General features: G+C 62.5%; 12 protein-coding genes and 2 pseudogenes. 8 read left to right on the top strand and 6 right to left on the bottom strand.

Annotation, left to right across the window (positions count from 1 at the left end):
• Window positions 1-708, top strand: a 708-nt coding sequence (locus NHG85_RS18945) for an IS5 family transposase (protein WP_253335293.1), incomplete at its 5' end; no start/stop codon positions are given.
• Between the two features lie 114 nt (window positions 709-822).
• On the opposite strand, the gene NHG85_RS18940 is transcribed toward NHG85_RS18945, so the two are convergent.
• The gene (locus NHG85_RS18940) at window positions 823-2,388 is read right to left on the bottom strand and encodes a hypothetical protein (protein WP_253335292.1); all 1,566 of its coding nucleotides are present in this window, start codon (window positions 2,386-2,388) and stop codon (window positions 823-825) included.
• A 471-nt stretch (window positions 2,389-2,859) separates the two neighbouring features.
• Window positions 2,860-3,813: a glycosyltransferase family 2 protein gene (locus tag NHG85_RS18935; RefSeq protein WP_253335291.1), complete on the bottom strand. Its 954-nt coding sequence runs from the start codon at window positions 3,811-3,813 to the stop codon at window positions 2,860-2,862.
• A gap of 85 nt (window positions 3,814-3,898) precedes the next feature.
• Here NHG85_RS18935 and NHG85_RS18930 point away from each other — a divergent pair, with 85 nt between their 5' ends.
• Genes NHG85_RS18930 through NHG85_RS18915 form a run of 4 tightly spaced genes read left to right on the top strand, consistent with a single transcriptional unit; the run spans window position 3,899 to window position 7,722 of the window.
• Window positions 3,899-4,693, top strand: coding sequence for a family 16 glycosylhydrolase (locus NHG85_RS18930; protein WP_253335289.1), 795 nt, complete (start codon window positions 3,899-3,901; stop codon window positions 4,691-4,693).
• Entirely contained in the window at window positions 4,686-5,657 is a 972-nt protein-coding gene (locus NHG85_RS18925; protein WP_253335288.1) for a glycosyltransferase family 2 protein, read from the top strand. Before NHG85_RS18930 ends, NHG85_RS18925 begins: the two co-directional genes overlap by 8 nt.
• Window positions 5,658-5,659: 2 nt before the next feature.
• Window positions 5,660-6,814 (top strand): glycosyltransferase family protein, encoded by a 1,155-nt coding sequence (locus tag NHG85_RS18920; RefSeq protein WP_253335287.1) that lies wholly within the window; start codon window positions 5,660-5,662, stop codon window positions 6,812-6,814.
• Between the two features lie 17 nt (window positions 6,815-6,831).
• Window positions 6,832-7,722 carry a sulfotransferase family protein gene (locus NHG85_RS18915; protein ID WP_370363063.1) on the top strand — a complete coding sequence of 297 codons (891 nt, stop codon included), beginning with the start codon at window positions 6,832-6,834 and terminating at the stop codon, window positions 7,720-7,722.
• Window positions 7,723-7,728: 6 nt separating this feature from the next.
• On the opposite strand, the gene NHG85_RS18910 is transcribed toward NHG85_RS18915, so the two are convergent.
• The gene (locus NHG85_RS18910; RefSeq protein ID WP_253335285.1) at window positions 7,729-8,889 is read right to left on the bottom strand and encodes a glycosyltransferase family 4 protein; all 1,161 of its coding nucleotides are present in this window, start codon (window positions 8,887-8,889) and stop codon (window positions 7,729-7,731) included.
• A 556-nt stretch (window positions 8,890-9,445) separates the two neighbouring features.
• On the opposite strand from NHG85_RS18910, the gene NHG85_RS18905 reads away from it, so the two are divergent.
• Window positions 9,446-10,858 (top strand): oligosaccharide flippase family protein, encoded by a 1,413-nt coding sequence (locus tag NHG85_RS18905; RefSeq protein ID WP_253335284.1) that lies wholly within the window; start codon window positions 9,446-9,448, stop codon window positions 10,856-10,858.
• A gap of 194 nt (window positions 10,859-11,052) precedes the next feature.
• On the opposite strand, the pseudogene NHG85_RS18900 reads toward NHG85_RS18905, so the two are convergent.
• Window positions 11,053-11,978: pseudogene (locus NHG85_RS18900) on the bottom strand (IS5 family transposase); the annotation flags it as partial.
• 181 nt (window positions 11,979-12,159) lie between these two features.
• Window positions 12,160-13,209: a replication initiation protein gene (locus NHG85_RS18895; RefSeq protein WP_253335283.1), complete on the bottom strand. Its 1,050-nt coding sequence runs from the start codon at window positions 13,207-13,209 to the stop codon at window positions 12,160-12,162.
• 610 nt (window positions 13,210-13,819) lie between these two features.
• Here NHG85_RS18895 and NHG85_RS18890 point away from each other — a divergent pair.
• Both NHG85_RS18890 and NHG85_RS18885 read left to right on the top strand, forming a co-directional pair.
• The gene (locus NHG85_RS18890) at window positions 13,820-15,019 is read left to right on the top strand and encodes an AAA family ATPase (RefSeq protein WP_253335282.1); all 1,200 of its coding nucleotides are present in this window, start codon (window positions 13,820-13,822) and stop codon (window positions 15,017-15,019) included.
• Window positions 15,016-15,999 carry a ParB/RepB/Spo0J family partition protein gene (locus NHG85_RS18885; RefSeq protein ID WP_253335280.1) on the top strand — a complete coding sequence of 328 codons (984 nt, stop codon included), beginning with the start codon at window positions 15,016-15,018 and terminating at the stop codon, window positions 15,997-15,999. Before NHG85_RS18890 ends, NHG85_RS18885 begins: the two co-directional genes overlap by 4 nt.
• A gap of 127 nt (window positions 16,000-16,126) precedes the next feature.
• On the opposite strand, the pseudogene NHG85_RS18880 reads toward NHG85_RS18885, so the two are convergent.
• Window positions 16,127-16,640: pseudogene (locus tag NHG85_RS18880) on the bottom strand (recombinase family protein); the annotation flags it as partial.

Raw genomic sequence — 16,640 nt, 5'->3', positions numbered from 1 at the left:
ATGGTGGCCAGCTTGCTGCGGATGGCGGGACTGGACTGGCCGGTGCCGGACTACTCGACGCTCTGTCGCAGGCAGAAGAGCTTGTCTGTTCAGATCCCGTATCGACGGGCCGAGGGCCCGCTGAACCGGCTCGTGGACAGCACCGGCATCAAGTTCCCGGGCGATGGCGAGTGGCAGGCCCGCAAGCACGGGGCGCAGGGCCGTCGCCAGTGGCGGAAGATCCACCAGGCGATGGACCCAGCCACCTCCGACATCCGCGCCGTGAAGTTCACCCCCAGCCGCGACGGCGACAGCCCAGTCCTGCCGGACCTGCTCGACCAGATCCCCGACGACGAGCCGATCGGCACCGTGACCGCCGATGGCGCCTATGACACGCGCCGCTGTCATGCCGCGATCATCGAGCGCCAGGCCACGGCGATCATTCCGATCCGCAAGAACGGACGACCCTGGAAAGAAGATGGACCGCCAGCGGAGGCTCGAAACGACATCCTCCGGGCGACACGACACTTTGGCCGAGCCTTCTGGAAACGATGGACCGGCTATCATCTCCGCAGCCGCATCGAAGCCAAGATGCGCTGCCTGAAGGCGTTCGGGGAGCGCATCGCCGCGAGAGACCCTGACCGCCAGATCGCCGAAGTCCACATCCGCATCGCCCTCATGAACCGCTTTTCAGCCCTCGGCACCGCCGAGATCGTTCGCGTGGCATGACCTCACTGGGAAAAGGGGCACCTGCGCCTCAAGCCTGAGTTCTGCAACAACGCCCCTTTGGAGTATTAACGGTCACGAAAGGGAGATACCGAAAGAGTCAAGCGGGCCCGAACCCTAAGTTGGCGCAAGCCGGCCTACAATACGATTGCGGGTTAGTTCGCAGTTCTCCGGCGGAACCGACTTGTGTCGCCACCGGATCGCCAAGAGCGCCCCGTCTTCGCGCGTGGTCAATGCCGGGGCCTCGCCCGCAAGCTCTTGCAATATGCGATCGCCCCAACCTTGGGTGGTCCACCAATTCGGAGTGGTCACGAGCAACCCCTCCGGTACGCAGAGCATCACACGTGCCATCTCTTCGACATCCCCGACAACCGGACGGCCAGTTCTCACATCCACACTGTAGTTGTGGGGCGGATCCAACTCCGAGCGGCGACTAGCGCTGAATAGAATGTCGTAGTTGCCAAGATAGGTGATATGATGAAGCTCTCTTGTCGTCGCGACGAATGGGAGGCTTAGCCAATCGCCCACCAAATCCAGACCATGGCTCCAGTCGCCCCGTGACGGAATCCCCCGGCCAGCGGCAAGCTCGAGTGACCTCGGCACGAATGCGGTCGCACTGATGATCGCGAGTCCGGCGATTGACACGATCCCAACCGATACCTTTGGTGAAAGTCTGTCGACGAGAAGAATATAGGTACCTCGAAGCCCTAGGGACCAGGCAACAAACAGAAACGGCGTCGCATAAGATATATAGCGCATGGCTTTCATGCCGCCGAAGGAATGGACAACGAAGCTCACGCCAAAGACCGCCGCGCAAAAAATTGCCAGCGGGGCGTTCACACTCAGCCCCAATGGCACCAGGATTAACCCGGCCAGCCACAGCACCCCGTAATCCGTTTCGAATTGTTGAAAGTAGAACCCATAGTAATCCCGTAGTGGAGCGGCATGGCCAGGAGTCCAGCGATAAAAGCCCCAAGCTTTGGCAAGCGCATCCGTGCCGCCCAGTAGGACCAAAGCTAGGAGAGCCGAAGCGGCAATGACCGACATAAAGGCGATCCCTTGCCAGAAAGACCAGCGGCTGCGAGACCACAGAACGATCGCTCCACCAAGGCAGGCGCCCCCGATGCCGATGAGCGAGCTGATCTGCAACCGGACTGCCAGATACCAGCTCAACACAGTAACGAGGGCCAGAACCAGTTTAGGTCGCCCATCCGTCAGCAAAAGATAGAAGGCCGCAGCTCCCGATAGGAAGCTCAAGGCATGAAGGGAGTAAAAGCGCGCGAGTTGGGACTCGATAATGCCTTGAGGCCAAACGACAGCAAACGCGGCGGCGAGGAATGCGACGGCGAAACCGGCAGTTCGTTTTGCCCAGAGAAAGATTAGCGCCGGTACCAGTGTCCCCGCCACCATCGACACCGCGCGGGCCATGGGCAACGCATCCGATCCGGTAAGGCGGAACAGCTCTGCAATTAATCGCGTGAATATCGCGCCGCGCCAATATTCGCCGTCCAGAATCCTCGGCACCCCGAAATCGAGGATCCCCTTTCCGGCGAGCAGGTGATAGAATTCGTCGAACTCTCCTGGAGCCGTCAACAGGCCTGCACGGAACGCAGCGGCGGTCGCTAGGAAGAAAATCGAGACAAAAGGGGTTGGCGGGTATGATTTACCGACAGACTCGGTCATGGGTTTTTCTGCTTCGCCGAAGGGCAAAGGGCCTTCGAACCGTCGAAGCTGTGACCGGTCATCACACTATTGATGCTCAATGTCCGATCCTCCCTGTCACACGGCCGTTTAAATACTGCAGCTTCAGCGAGGCACAATCTGCGGATTGCTCTGGCGGCCGCACCGATTCTGACTTGAAACTACCCCGCTCAAGCTAGATCAACTTGGCCGTTGCGTGCAAATCATAGTTTTTGGGCCAATCACCGTTCTCCAGTTTGCGTCTGCATCGTGTCAGATCATTGAGCAGCCATTCTCACGTTTCGCACTAGGCCGCCGGATTGTTTAGCAAAATGCCTTGCCAAAAACGCCCGCTGTGGCGGGCTATTGTCCCGTTTGGGCCTCCTCGTCGGAGAATCTTCGGCTTTCACACGGTTGGTGCAGAGTGCATTCGGCCATCTGTGACACCCTTCCGCAGTCGGCTCTAGCACCCCATCAAACTGCCTTGCGTTGCCACATCTTTCGCAACATTAGCCCTCCCAGACGAACGGCAGCGGCTGGCCGCATCGACAGGGTGACGGCTGCGTGCCCCAAGCGCCCTGACCTCATGTCCCGGGCGGCCACCTCCATGGCCAGCATATCAGCTAGGTTTCTCGTGCGTTCACGCAGGATACGCTTGACCTCAGGGGTCAAGCTGTCGGCATGTCGCCTGCGAAAACTCTGGTCGGCCACCATGAGCGCGCGCCCATGGGTCGGGTCCAATCGCCGCGATACCGACGCGTCACGCTGTGTGTAGAAGTAACCCGCTTCCGGTACAAACCAAAGGCTCCCCCCTTGCGCGAGCAATTCCGCAACGAGATGAAAATCTTCGCCGTTGTGCAGCGACGGGTCGTAGCGAAGGCCGGTCCGGTCGAGGAAACTGCGGCGGATAACCGGCTTTAGATAGCCTAAGGCGGGCTGCCCGGGGCGGGCACGACACCCCGACAGAAACCGCTCCAGCGTCCACTGCTCTGGCTCGTGGATTGCCATATCTGCAAGGTGACTGGCTCCCAGCACGCGGCCGTCCGGAGTCACTGGTACGAGATCGTCATAGATGCAATCTGCCTTCAGGCGTTCGGCCGTTCCGATTAGACTGTGCAGGCGTCCGGGCCGCATGTCGTCATCGCTGTCCAGAACGGCAATCCATTCTCCCCGTGCCATCTCGATGGCCACGTTGCGCGCACGGGCGGGCCCTCCGTTGCGATCAAGTGATACGGTCCGGACCCGCGAGTCGGCCGTTGCGAGCCCCCGCGCCACACGCCAGGTGCCATCAGTCGATGCGTCGTCGACAACGATCACTTCGAGCCCAGAGACATCCTGAGCCAAGGCACCGCGCACACTCTTGGCAAGCCAGGCTTCGGCGCACCAAGCCGCGATAATGACCGTTGCAACGACCTTGTCATTCGTCATACGCTCACTTTGTCAAAGAATGGTCCCGCCCGCGATGATATATGTCGTTTCGCGCAAAACAATTTGGCGATTGTGTTTCGTGTGCATGCTAGGTTCGGCCTTCGGTCTCGTTTCGGCCGTGCTATCGGCGCGATCGGCCCACGCGCAACCCGAAGGCAGCTTCCTTTCAAGGTTCGACAACGGCGACCCCCTGCCTGACGGCTGGCAGATCAGCAATTTTGCAGTTCGCTCACCGGGTTTGAGAACGGCCTGGACCCGCAATGCGGTGAGCAGCGGCGGCCTCAAAGGGATGCCGCTCGAGTTGCGACTTTATCCTGCACCCGCGGAATCGGACAAGAAATTCTTTGGCGGGCAGGTGCAGCGCCAGAGACGCACCCATTACGGCCATTACGAGGTAGAGATGACGGCCGGGCGAGGCAACGGCGTTATTTCCAGCTTTTTCACATATACCGGGCCCTATTTCGGTGACCCGCATGACGAAATAGATTTCGAGTTTCTCGGTCGCGATACTACGAAGGTCTGGGTCAATCGATTCGCCAAGGGTGAGCGGTTGCCGGGCAAATGGATCGATCTAGGCCTCGACGCCGCCGCCGGGCCGAACGTGTATGCGTTCGACTGGCTTCCCGATCGAATTATATGGTTTGTGAACGGTCGCGAGATCTACCGTATAGAGGCTAAAGATCGTGTGCTTCCCGACATTCCGGGGCGTATCTATTTCGACATCTGGACCGGGGGACGAGGCCAAACGAATTGGGCTGGATGGGCCGATCAGAGCACCGAAAGCCTCGCAAAATATTACTGCATTTCATATCGCCTGCCGCACGAGCAGGCGCCTTCATGTTCGGATGAGCGTTCATCCACGGTGCAGTCCGATGAATGAGGACGGGACGGTCACCCCCGAGGTCACCGTTATCATGGCGGCTTGGAACGCCCAAGCCACGGTCGTTCGAGCCATCAGATCGGCTCTGGACCAAAATGTGCCGCTCGAGATCGTCGTGGTCGACGACTGCTCATCGGACCGAACGCTGGCGCTCGTCGAGGAACTGGCCATGCGCGAACCGCGCCTAAAGGTTCTGCAGCAAGCCTATAATCAAGGCCCTGCTGCCGCGCGGAACCGCGCCTTGGTCGAAAGCCGAGCGGAATGGGTCACTGTGCTCGATTCCGACGACTGGATGGAGTCCGGGCGACTTGCTGCGCTGCTCGCTTTTGCCCGGCACCGCGATGCGGATTTTGTAGCCGACGACATCTGGAAGATCGATGAGGGCGCACCCATCTCGGAACGCCGAGCGATGCTCGGCGATGTGGATGATCCGCAGATCCTCTCGGCAGGGCGCTTCATCTCGTCCAATCTCACAGCGGAGCATGGTGGGCGCCGGGAAATGGGGTTTCTAAAGCCGCTGATGCGGCGCCAGTTCCTGCTGCAGAATGAGCTACGCTACGACGAAGCCATTCGGCTTGGCGAGGATTACGTGCTCTATACGAAGGCATTGCTCGATGGCGCGGTGTTCATGCTGGTCCCACCGGCTGGCTACGTGGCCACGGTGCGATCCACGTCACTGTCGGGGAGGCACGCGACCGATGTTCACGCCCGGCTCGCAGCGGCCGATCGCGATATGCTCTGCCGACAGGATCTGCCCGCCGCCACCAAGCAGGCTCTTGAGGCGCATCTGCTGGAGCAGCGCCAGAAACTCGCGTGGCGACGGCTGATTGACGCGGTTCGCGATACAGACCCGGTCGGTGCGGCGCGCTGCTTCTGGGCACCGCCGCGCGTCGTCGCGGACCTGCTCAGCCGCCTGACAAGGGAATCGATCACAAGGGTCAGGCAACGGGTTGGATTGGGGTAGCCATGGATGAGACGTTCGATTGCCTCGTGGTTGCCGACTCGCGCTTTGCCGGGGGTAGTACCGCCGCGCTCGTCTCCGATGTCACGGCGATGTCGGCACTCGGCCTAAAGATTGGCTTGCTCTTCGTACGGTCCGCCTATCTCGACGACAGCCGCGACATCGCAAACACCAAGGCGCTGGCGCTGCGCGATCTGCCTGGCGTGACCGCCCTATCCTCAGGCTGCCGAGCTCGTGGTGACGTTGCATTTCTGCATCACCCGCTTGTCTTTTCGCGGGGCATCGAAGAACGGGCCCGGCTGTCGGTCAGGCGCGCCCTGCTCGTGGCTCATCACCCGCCTTTCCGGCCGGACGGCTCGCTAGAGTACAACCCAGTCGGCGCGATCCGACGGGCCCGCGCAGCCTTGGGCATCTCGGCGCGCTTCGCACCAGTCTCTTCCTATGTCCGAGCCCAGCTCGCATCCTTTGCGCCACTTGTGGTGCAAAGCTCGATGGACTGGCCGAACATTTTCGCGACCGAGGATTGGCCAATCCTCCGCGCGCCGTTCTCGGGCAGTGGTCCGACGGTGATCGGACGGCACAGTCGGGTCGACACGCTCAAGTTTCCCGCGACTGGCGCCGAGAACGACGCTGCATACCCGGCCGGTCCGGATCTGAAGGTGCGCGTGATGGGATGTCCAGTAGAAGCGCTCAAGAAGATCGGCGCGCATCCCGAGCGCTGGGACATCCTCGCCTTCGGCGAGGAGCCGGTGGCGGATTTCCTCAACTCTCTGGACATATTCGTCTATTTCTACCACCCCGGGATTGAGGAGGCCTTCGGCAGGACGGTGGTGGAGGCCGCACTCTGCGGACGCCCGCTCCTTCTCGACCCGCGGTTGAGGCGGACTTTCGGTGACATGGCAAGCTATTGCACCCCCTCCGAAGTCGTCTCTGCGGTCGATCGGTTGGCCGCGGACCCCGCATTGGCCCGTCAGCGCGCGACAGAGGTCCGTGACAAGATGGCTGCAAAATACGGGTCCCAGAGCCTCGGTCGAAGGCTGGAGTTGATCGTATCGGACAAGGGCGTACGTGACCGCTCCGGCGCGGCCGCCTCGCCGGGCTTGGTCGCGCACAAGCTGGCCGGCCACTACCGGCGCCGTATTGCAGGGGGAACAGGGTGAGGCCGCGCCTACACAGCGTGACGACTGGGCTGGTTCGCCGCTCTCACGTCGCGGCACTGCCGCGGCTGCGCTTCACATCGGCTTCCGCGGAAAGCCCGCTTTTCGTCATCGGCTCCGGGCGGAGCGGCAATACGCTCGTCAGGCGCGTGTTAATGGCTTCGGGCCAGATCTACATTCCCCCAGAGACTTTTGTTCTCGGAGAGTTGATAACTCTCTGGCCGCGCGTCTGGACACTGAGCTGGCGCGAACAGATATGGCTTTTCTGCGCCCATTTCGAGAAGCATTACCATTGGCCGACCTTCGGGCTGCCCAATCTCAACGGGTTCGCCGCCGAAGCGCAGAAATTGCGGCCCCAGCGTCTTCGACCATTGATTGAGGCGTTTTACCATTACCTCGCGCGCGCTTCGAATTCGAGTGCAACGCGCTGGGGCGATAAGACCCCGTGGAATACCTACCACCTGCCATCTATCGCTCGGACCTTTCCCGAGGCGCGGTATCTCTGGCTAGTCCGGGACGGCCGCGATGTAGCTCTCTCCTACCGCAACGCGGGACTCATCCCGACTTTTGAGGCCGCCGCGCTCCGATGGGGCGAGGCAAACGGCGCCTGCGCCCGCCTCGCGCGTTGGTCTCCTCACGTGCTGCAGGTGCGCTACGAGGATCTCGTTGCCGACCCGGAAACCGTGTTTGCCGATGTATTTACTTGGGCTGGGCTGACCTTCACCCCCGCGATGCTGTCGACCAACGTCGGACAGCTCGGCGATGTTGAGCAGTTGCACCATCATGCCGGCGTGGGGCGCGCCATTTCCACCTCATCAATCGGCAAATGGCGTGGCGAGATTGGCAAGGGCGAACTGGCAACGGCCCCGGCCAAATTCGATCGCTGGCTGTCACATCTCGGCTATGCCTGAGCCAACTCAGACCTTCGAAAGCTGAGGCAGGATATGTCCATCGAAGAAGCCGAGCAACTTGCGCCGGTAGGCCGCGGGACTGAATTCCGCATCCACCCTCTGTTGCGCCGAGGCGGTCAGCCGGTCGCGTAGTTCCGGTGCATCGAGCAGCGCGCCCAGCCCCCGCGCCATGTCTTCGGCATCGGGGTTAACCAACATCGCGATGGTGTCGTCGAGAACCTGCGTGTGGGTCGGAAGACGTGTCGCGATCAATGGGCTGCCGCTGTCGAGATAGGAGTAGACTTTCATCGGCGTGTTGCGCCCCTGCGTGCGTGGCGAGGCGACTATCGCGGCGGCCCCGAGGTAGTCCGTGATGCATTCGACCGGGCGCGGACCAAGCAAGCTGACTTGGCCGCTTATGCCCAGCCGGTCCGCCAACGCGGCATGGGCTGCGATGTGCGCATCCGTCCCGCCAATGATGACGAGCCGGGCCGTGCGTCCGGTTGCAATCGCTCTCGCGAAACCTTCGATCAACAGCTCGACCCCCTGATACCCCTCCAAGTTGCCTATATACATGACGATCGGTTCTTCGAACCGGCAGTCCGGCGGCACTTCGCCGGAGTCCGCGACAAGCGAGACGTCTTCGATCGTCTGCACGGGCAGTCCGGGCGCATAGTCTTCCATGATCGATTGCAGCGCACGGCAACAGGTCAGCGCGCCGATACTCGCGCGCGCGGCGCGCTGCTCGACATAAGCCACGCTGGCCCGGAGCCACCGAGGCAGGCCGAACTTGTCATCCAGTTGTTCGGGGATTGAACTGTCCATGTCATAAATAAAGGGCACCCCGAATACCGGTCGTAGCAGCATTGCGATGAAAGCCGCCTCTTCGACCGCAATGACCAGGTCGTAGGAGCCCTTGTGCAGCTGCCGTATTGCAAGCCAGGTCAGGCCGAAATCCGCAATGATCTTCTTGATCGAAAAGCCGGGGGGCATATTCCGTGTGCCGGGAAGCGACGGAACGCGAAGTACCCTGTATCCTTCGTCGCCGGGATCGACGCCTTCCGCGTACACGATCGCGTCGCAGTGATGCCCCTCGGCGGAAAGGACCTTCAGGAGATTGCGCACCGCAATGGGCGTCCCGCGCGGAACGAAGAAAGGTTGAGGCGCCAGCACCAATATCTTCTTCATAGCCCTGCCATTATGCGCCGGGCCCGAGGACCGGCAAGCCACCACGGGTCGTCACCCCCAACGAAGTTTGAGGCCCTTTTGCCCATTTCCGGCGGCATAACCTCTGCTTCGGCCCTCAACCTTCTCGGCACGCAGGGGCTCTGGTCTCGTGCCGCATCGGAACTGCGACTGCTACGATGCGTGTAGTGCTCCGACGAAACAAGGCGTTTCATATCCCCTTGTCGCGGTGCGAAAGCAGATATCGCCGCTAAATTAAGCTTGCAGCCGCCGGGTCTTTCACCTGTCGATATCTGCATGAGAAACATCAAAAACTTGTCCCGCATTGGAAACGCAAGAAGCCGTATTTGTATCCGCTCGGACCCGGCCCGGTTCGCCGCATTGCTCCATCATGTCGCCAAACCGCCCGTTCCGGCAAGGAAAAGTTCCCCCTCGCCAAGGGATCGGCGTTAAGTCCCAATCAGGAGTTGACGTTTAATGCAGCGATTGAACTAGTAGCGTAGTGAGATCGTGGCGACGCGGGGTTCGTTCGCCGCGGCAGGGGTGACGGTGCGATTGGATGGCTAGAGCTTTTCTTTTTAATGCCGGCTCACTGGGAGCCTCCCGAACGCTGCTCGCCCTGTCCCAGATCCTCGTCCTCCCGGTCGTATCCCGCTATCTCACCCCGTCCGAGTTCGGGGACGTGGCCATCGCGATGAGCATCGTTGTCTTCGCACAGATGCTGAGCGACGCGGGCATGGGCCGGTCGCTAATCCGCCAGCCCAGCTATGACCCCGCTGAGTGGAACAGCGTGTTTTGGCTACTAGCCGCAGTCGGGACGCTTCTCACCCTAGGTATTGCCGCTCTCGCACCGGTATGGGCTGCCCTGTTCGATAGGCCGGCATTGCTCTGGCTAGTGGCAGTTCTTTCGGTGCTCCCGTTCCTCAATGCTCTCACTGCGGTCGCAACAGCCCATATGGAGCGAGAAGGCCGCTTCCCACGTCTCGCCCTAATCCGGGTCGGGGCCGGTGTCGCAGGGCTGGTCACCGTCTTGGTGCTGTCCGTGTTCGGTGCCGGGGCCTGGTCGCTCGTGGGGCAGCAAGTCGTGATCGCCATGGTCCAAAGTCTCGGAACCTGGATCCAAAGCAGTTTTCGCCCTTCAAGGCCGCACAATTTCGTCCCTCTAGGGGGACATATTCGGTTCGCAACCGATAACATCGGCGTCTCGCTGTTGTTCAGCGCCCAACGACAGGGCCCCATCCTCTTGATTGGAGGCATTCTTGGTGCCGTGCCAGCGGGGCTGTTTTCGATGTCTCAGCGTTTTCTGACTTTGCCACGGAATGCCATCGCCGGGCCCGTGTCGCAGGTGGTCTTCGTGCGCATTGCCAAGGCTCAAGCTGCACGGGAGGAGGTCGCGGAGATATATGTCGCGAGCTGCCGGGTTCTTGCTGTAGCTGTCTTTCCGCCGATGGCCGTGCTGGCCGGCAGCGGTGGTAGCCTGTTTCCCTTTCTGCTTTCGGACACGTGGGCCTCTGCGTCGGTGATCTTCGCCCTCGCCGCTCCCGGCGTAATGATCGATACAGCGACCGCCAGCGTCGGGGTTATGCTGCAGGCGCTCGACCGGACCCGGTTGCGGCTCAGGATGATCGCGGAGCGGACGCTGCTGCGTACGATCGCTGTCGCGATCGCCTTGCCGTTCGGGATCGAGGCGGTGGCGCTTGCGCTAACGCTGTTCTCCATCGCCTACCTGCCGCGCTACCTCTGGTTCGCGGCGCGGGTCGCGCCGATCAACGGCAGTGCCGTGCTAGACGCTATGACCATTGGAGCCTTGGCCTCGGCTATCGGATGGGTCGCCATGCTCTATAGCGCCCAGTTTTATGGGGCGTGGCAGCTGCTCGGGCTGTCGTGTGTAACACTTCTTCTGACATGGGTTCTCGCAATTCTGCCGCAAATGTCGCGCCTTCACCGGGCGGCCTCGATACTGAGCCCATGACGGACGCCCCCTATCCTCTTGGCCGGTCGATTGGTTGCGCCACGACTGCGTGCGAGTAAGTGTTTAAAGGCGGTTCCAAAAGATTTCCCGCCAACGCTTTCTGCGCGAATTAGGTCCAAGTTTCGTCTCGCATTGGCATGGTTGCAGAACTCAGGCTTGAGGCGCAGGTGTCCCTTTCCCCAGTGAGCGCATGTCACGCGAACGATCTCGGCGGTGCCGAGGGCCGAGAAGCGGTTCATGGGGGCAATGCGAATGTGAACTTCGGCGGTCTAGCGGTCAGGGTCTCTCGCGGCGATGCGCTCTCCGAACGCTTTCAGGCAGCGTATCTTGGCCTCGATGCGGCTGCGGAGGTGGTAGCCTGTCCACCGCTTCCAGAAGGCGCGTTCGAAGTGCCGTGTGGCCCGGAGGATGTCGTTGCGGGCCGCAGCGGCCGGTCCATCTTCTTGCCAAGGTCGTCCGTTCCTGCGGATCGGGATGATCGCCGTAGCCTGGCGCTCGATGATCGCGGTGTGACAGCGACGCGTGTCATAGGCGCCGTCTGCGGTCACGCTGCCGATCGGCTCGTCGTCGGGGATCTGGTCGAGCAGATCCGGCAGGACCGGGCTATCGCCGTCGCGACTGGGTTGAATTCTACGGCGCGAATGTCGGATGTGGCTGTATCCATGGCCAAATGGATCTTCCGCCACTGACGACGGCCCTGCGCTCCGTGCTTGCGCGCCCGCCATTCGCCATTGCCGAGGAACTTGATGCCGGTGCTGTCTCCGAGCAGGTTCAGCGGGCCCTTGGCCCGGCGATAGGGGATCTGGACGGCCAAAGTCTTCTGCCGGCGGCACAGCGTCGAGTAGTCCGGCACCGGCCAGTCCAGCCCTGCCATCCGCAGCAAGCTGGACACCATCCCGGCCGTCTGCCTCAGCGGCAGCTTGAACAGAACCTTGATCGAGAGGCAAAATTGTATCGCACCCTCGGAGAAGACCGGGGGACGCCCCGGCCGTCCCTCATGTGGCGCGAGCCATGTCATCTCCCGGTCCAGCCAGATCAGCAGGGAGCCGCGCTTGCGCAGCGCGGCGTTGTAGGCGGACCAGTTCGTCGTGCGGTAGCGGGCGGGCATGGGCTTGGTCATGCCGCCCATCTAAGCGACCGTTGCGCGGTGTGAACCGTCAGCCGCAGAGTTCTGCAACAACGCCCCTTGGGGATAATCTTTTGTGACAGGCGCTCGCGGTGCGCCTGGCTGCCCTGCGAGACAAGGGCTCAAAGACCGCGCACAGCGCCGTGATCCGCGCGATTGCCAATTGGCAATCGGCCTAGAGCGGATTGGCCTCGGCGAAACGCCTGAAGAAGGCGAGGAAAGCGCGATCGGGATCGTCGGCGGCAGGCTTGTCGCGCGACCAGTCGCGCCACTGGCCCTCGATGTTGTAGATGTCATAGCCCGGAAAGCGCAGCCGCGCCGTTTCGTAGGTCTCGCTGCGCAGCGCCTCGCCCTTGCGATCGAGCCAGGCGGGCCGCGCCCGCCCCGGCGTCTGACCGGGAATGACCGGTGCCGCGCCCTGCCCCTCGGCCTCCTCGGCCGCGCGCTGACGGCGGCCTGGACTGGCAAAGCTGAGCGCGCGCTCGGTCTTGTCGGTGGCGTCGCCATCCTTGCGCCACCACTTCAGCTCCACATGGGTCACGCTGCGCCCGGTCTTGATCGGCGCGATCTCGACCTTGTAGTCCGACAGCGCGCAGACCTCTGCCACTGCCGGATCGATCGCCCGCAGACGCAGGTTGGACCACGACGTCAGCTTGCCCTTGGGCACGCCGAGCACGCCGCGCAGAGCTTCGAGCGTGAAGGTCTCGGAGGATTTCCAGCGCAGGTTGCCGCGCTTTTGCACCATCTCATAGAGCGTCAGCGCATATTTCGACGATAGCGCGAACATCACCTCGCGCTGCAGCCGCGCGAAGACGGTCGAATTGCCGATCACCTTGCGTAGCCGCGCCGGGATCTCGTATTCGAACAGCCCGTCGGCGCGTGCCGTCTCGACGTTGCCACCCAGAAGCTGCACCCGCTCGATAGCGGGCTTGCCGTCCCAGATCACCTCCATCTTGACGATCGCGCTCATCAACCGTTCGATTGACTCGCCGATCCGATCGTTGGAATTGTGGTTGCCACGCAGGTCGGTCTTGGAAATGACATGCATCACCGGCTTATCGATCGCCTCCCAGGCGTTCTCGAGAAGCTGGTTATAGATCCGGCGGTCAGCCAGTGTCAGCGGCGTCACCTCGACGAGATCGACCAGCTCGCCTGGCTTGATCAGCGTGTCGACACCGGGGCGGACATCGATGGTCCGGTGGGAGGTCTGAGGCTGTTTCGACATGAATCGGGGAGGCTCGCGCTACCTGTTTGCGATACTTTTGTATGCTGCCAAGTGTAAGTCAATCGATCCAGCCAGAATGACACCCACCCGATAAGTAAGCCTTCACGCAAAGCGCGGCGCCAGATGCGATTCGCAACACCCTTCAAAACAGCGCTTTGCGCCAAGGGCTGATTCCCATGCTGTCCCCCCACCCGAAACGTAAGACTTGCGGCACCCGAAACGTATCGCCAGCCATCCCGAAAAGTATCGCCAGCCCACCCCAAATGTTGCTCAACCCATCCCCAAACGTAAGCAATGAGGGCCTCATGCCCTTGCCAGACAGGGGTTTCGCGCCGACGAACATAGAACCCTAGAATCCAGAACAGGGGTTTTTGATTTTCGGTTTGTGGATAAATCGCGTCTCGCCGCCGCCTCGCGCAACAAACCGGGTGGGTCGCGCATGAGGGCCCTGTGCTGTTTCCGAACCTCGCCCCAAATATAGAACGGGTGCGGTAATCAGGCCACCATCACTACGGGTTCGGTTTTCCCAAGGCCGTTCATCTGATACCGCACTTTACCTCAGGGGGCCGAAGCCGCATCTTGGGCCCATTGAAAGCGCAAGGATACCATGGTGGAGCCAGAGAACTATCCCATCGGACTCGAGGAGATCGACGCCTTGGCCAACCGGGCCGGCCGCGTGATCGAAAAGCTGCGCGCGCGGGTCTTCTCGCCCGGCACCTCGAAGACCCTCGATCTGCGTTTTAACGTCCGCAGCGCTGCCGAGATGTGCGGCCGCACGGAAAAGGCTCTACGTGATGCCGAGGCCGATGGCCGCTTGCCGCAACCCGACAAGGACCCGGTCACCGGGCGGCGCACCGGCTATTCGCTCGCCGAGGTGAACCGGATGCGAGAGGTCTTCGGCACGCTGCCGCGTCGTGCGCCCTCCGATCCAGCCACGGTGCTGGCGGTGCAGAACTTCAAGGGAGGCGTCGGCAAATCGACCGTGGTGGCGCATCTGGCGCAATACCTCGCGCTCAAGGGCTACCGCGTCTGCGTCATCGATTGCGACAGCCAAGCCTCCACCACCAGCGTCTTCGGGCTCAATCCCGACATCGACGTCGACGAGGAGGAGGACACGCTCTATCCCTTTTTCCGCCACGGTGGCCCGGCCAGCCTGCATTACGCGCTGCGCGCGACTTACTGGCCCGGCATCGCGCTGATCCCGGCCAATCTCGGACTCTATGACGCGGAATACGAGTTCGCCGCGCGCATGGCGCGCGAGCAGGATTTCGTGCTCGACCGGCTGCGCGGCGGCATCGAGACGATCTCGGACCAGTTCGATGTGATCCTGCTTGACCCGCCGCCCGCACTCGGGATGATCTCGCTTTCGGTGCTGCGCGCGGCCAATGCGATCATCGTGCCGGCCCCGCCCAACAACATCGATTTCGGCTCGACCGCGCATTTCCTGCGGATGATGTCCTCGACACTGGGCGAGCTTGCGCGGCATGGCGGGTCGCGGGGCTATCATTTCGTCAAGATCCTCGCGACCAAGATGAACGACCAGAAAAGCGCTCATGGCGCGATCAAGCGGATGATGGACGCGGTGTTTCCGCAAGACATGCTGGGCGCGGTGCTCAAGGACAGCGCCGAGATCGACAATGCGACGGCCAATCTGATGACCGTCTACGAGTTGACGGGCGCGGCCACCCGCACCGAGACGCACAAGCGCTGCCGCGTCTATCTCGACGCGGTGGGCCGCGAGGTCGAGACCGAGATCCGCAAGACATGGCCAAGCCACCAGGCGGCGCTACGCAAGGAGGGGATTTTGTGAGCAAGAAGCACGACGATATCTTCAACGACGTGTTGAGCGGCCTCGACGGGAACGAGCCCGCCGCACCGGCCGAGGACGGGTCCGGGCGGGCGCAGGCACGGTTTCTCAAGCGCTCCACCGCCATGTCCGAGCAGATTGGCGGCGGGCGGCAGGAAAAGGTGCTGCGTCTCGTCGATCCGGCAAGCTGTGTCATGTGGGAGGGCCACAACCGTGCCTATGAGCTTCTGACGCCTGAGAACTGCGCCGACCTGATCGAGGGGATGAAGGCGCAGGGCCAGCAGGAGTTTCCCGCCATCGTGCGCCGGTTGCGTCCGGCGGGGCAGGGGACGGGGCCGGAGTTCGAGGTGATCTGTGGCGCGCGGCGGCACTTCACGGTGAGCTGGCTGCGTGCCAACAATTATCCGCAGTTTCGCTATCTCGTCGAAGAGCGCGAGCTGACCGACGAGGAGGCGTTTCGCCTCGCTGATATCGAGAACCGCGACCGTGAGGACATCTCGGATTACGAGCGCGCCCGCGACTATGCCCGCGCGGTCAAAGCCTATTACGGCGGCCAGCAGAAGCTGATGGCCGAGCGGCTTCAGGTTTCGCCCGGATTCCTGTCGCGCTTCTTGCAGCTGGCTCGGCTGGAGCCCGAGATCGTCGCGGCCTTTGCCTCAATCCGCGAGATCAAGGAAATCCACGCGCGGCAGCTGCGCCCGCTCATGGCCGACTCCGAAGCTCGCGAAGCGGTGCTGGCAGAGGCGCGTGCCATCGCGCAGGAGAGCCCTCGCGTGGCCACGCCGGCCATTTTGTCGCGGTTGCGTGCGGCCGGATCCAAGACGGCTCCGGGCAAGGCCGGGGTGCAGGTGACCGGGCGCGGGGATGGCCAGGTGCGCTTTGGCAGGAAGGGCAGTGCGGTGGTCATGGAGTTCGATCCGGAGATATCCGACGCCGCGCTTCGCGCCGCGCTGGATGACTACCTCGAGCGTCGCCGCTCCTAGGATTGCCAATTGGCAATCGCATGGAACGCAAAAGATGACAGGGTATCGGCAAAAGCGAGACCGGTTCCCGAGAGGCGATGCCCATCCTGCTCGTCCTGGGCCGGTTGGCCATCCGGCTCGAAGGCTCTCAGCCCTGCTCCAGCAACCCTGCCTGCCGCGCGCGCTCCAGCAGATGCGCGACGGAGGAAGTGGCCCATGTCGTCCGGCCCCGCGGCGTCGGTTCGCGCATCGCTTCGAGCCGCTGCGCGATCTGCTTCAGCGTCATGTCGGGGGCCGCACTCTTGATGCCCGCGATGATCGCGAGGATGCGGTCGTCCTTTTGCGAAGGCGCGGCGCGGTCGAGCACGGAGCGGTCGAGCAGCCCGTCCTTGACGAAGCGCCCGGCGGCGCGGCGCAGACGCTCGACGGTCCAGGGCCTGGCATCGGGGTGCCGGCTGTTGATGATCCGCACCACGTCTTCCCAGGGCAGGCGGGACCGGAACTGCCGGACGACGGGCAGCCACTGCTGCGCCTCGCCGTTGAGCTTGTCGAAATAGCTGCGATCGCGCGCGCGGGAGACCTTGGCGATTGCCTCCGGGTCGCGGTTGCGCAGGCCGGGGTTGCCGCCGATGCGGCCCGCGGCGCGCGCCGCGGCCAGCCCC

This window comes from Limimaricola litoreus, from assembly GCF_024159025.1.
Lineage (GTDB): Bacteria > Pseudomonadota > Alphaproteobacteria > Rhodobacterales > Rhodobacteraceae > Limimaricola > Limimaricola litoreus.
Note: the sequence above shows the minus strand (reverse complement) of the source record. Positions and strands in the feature narration are given on the sequence as shown.

What these genes read in the sequence shown, in the direction of transcription:
- NHG85_RS18940 (WP_253335292.1), bottom strand. Translation starts at nt 2,388, where the DNA reads ATGACCGAGTCTGTCGGTAAATCATACCCGCCAACCCCTTTTGTCTCG.
- NHG85_RS18935 (WP_253335291.1), bottom strand. Translation starts at nt 3,813, where the DNA reads ATGACGAATGACAAGGTCGTTGCAACGGTCATTATCGCGGCTTGGTGC.
- NHG85_RS18930 (WP_253335289.1), top strand. Translation starts at nt 3,899, where the DNA reads ATGCTAGGTTCGGCCTTCGGTCTCGTTTCGGCCGTGCTATCGGCGCGA.
- NHG85_RS18925 (WP_253335288.1), top strand. Translation starts at nt 4,686, where the DNA reads ATGAATGAGGACGGGACGGTCACCCCCGAGGTCACCGTTATCATGGCG.
- NHG85_RS18920 (WP_253335287.1), top strand. Translation starts at nt 5,660, where the DNA reads ATGGATGAGACGTTCGATTGCCTCGTGGTTGCCGACTCGCGCTTTGCC.
- NHG85_RS18910 (WP_253335285.1), bottom strand. Translation starts at nt 8,889, where the DNA reads ATGAAGAAGATATTGGTGCTGGCGCCTCAACCTTTCTTCGTTCCGCGC.
- NHG85_RS18905 (WP_253335284.1), top strand. Translation starts at nt 9,446, where the DNA reads ATGGCTAGAGCTTTTCTTTTTAATGCCGGCTCACTGGGAGCCTCCCGA.
- NHG85_RS18895 (WP_253335283.1), bottom strand. Translation starts at nt 13,209, where the DNA reads ATGTCGAAACAGCCTCAGACCTCCCACCGGACCATCGATGTCCGCCCC.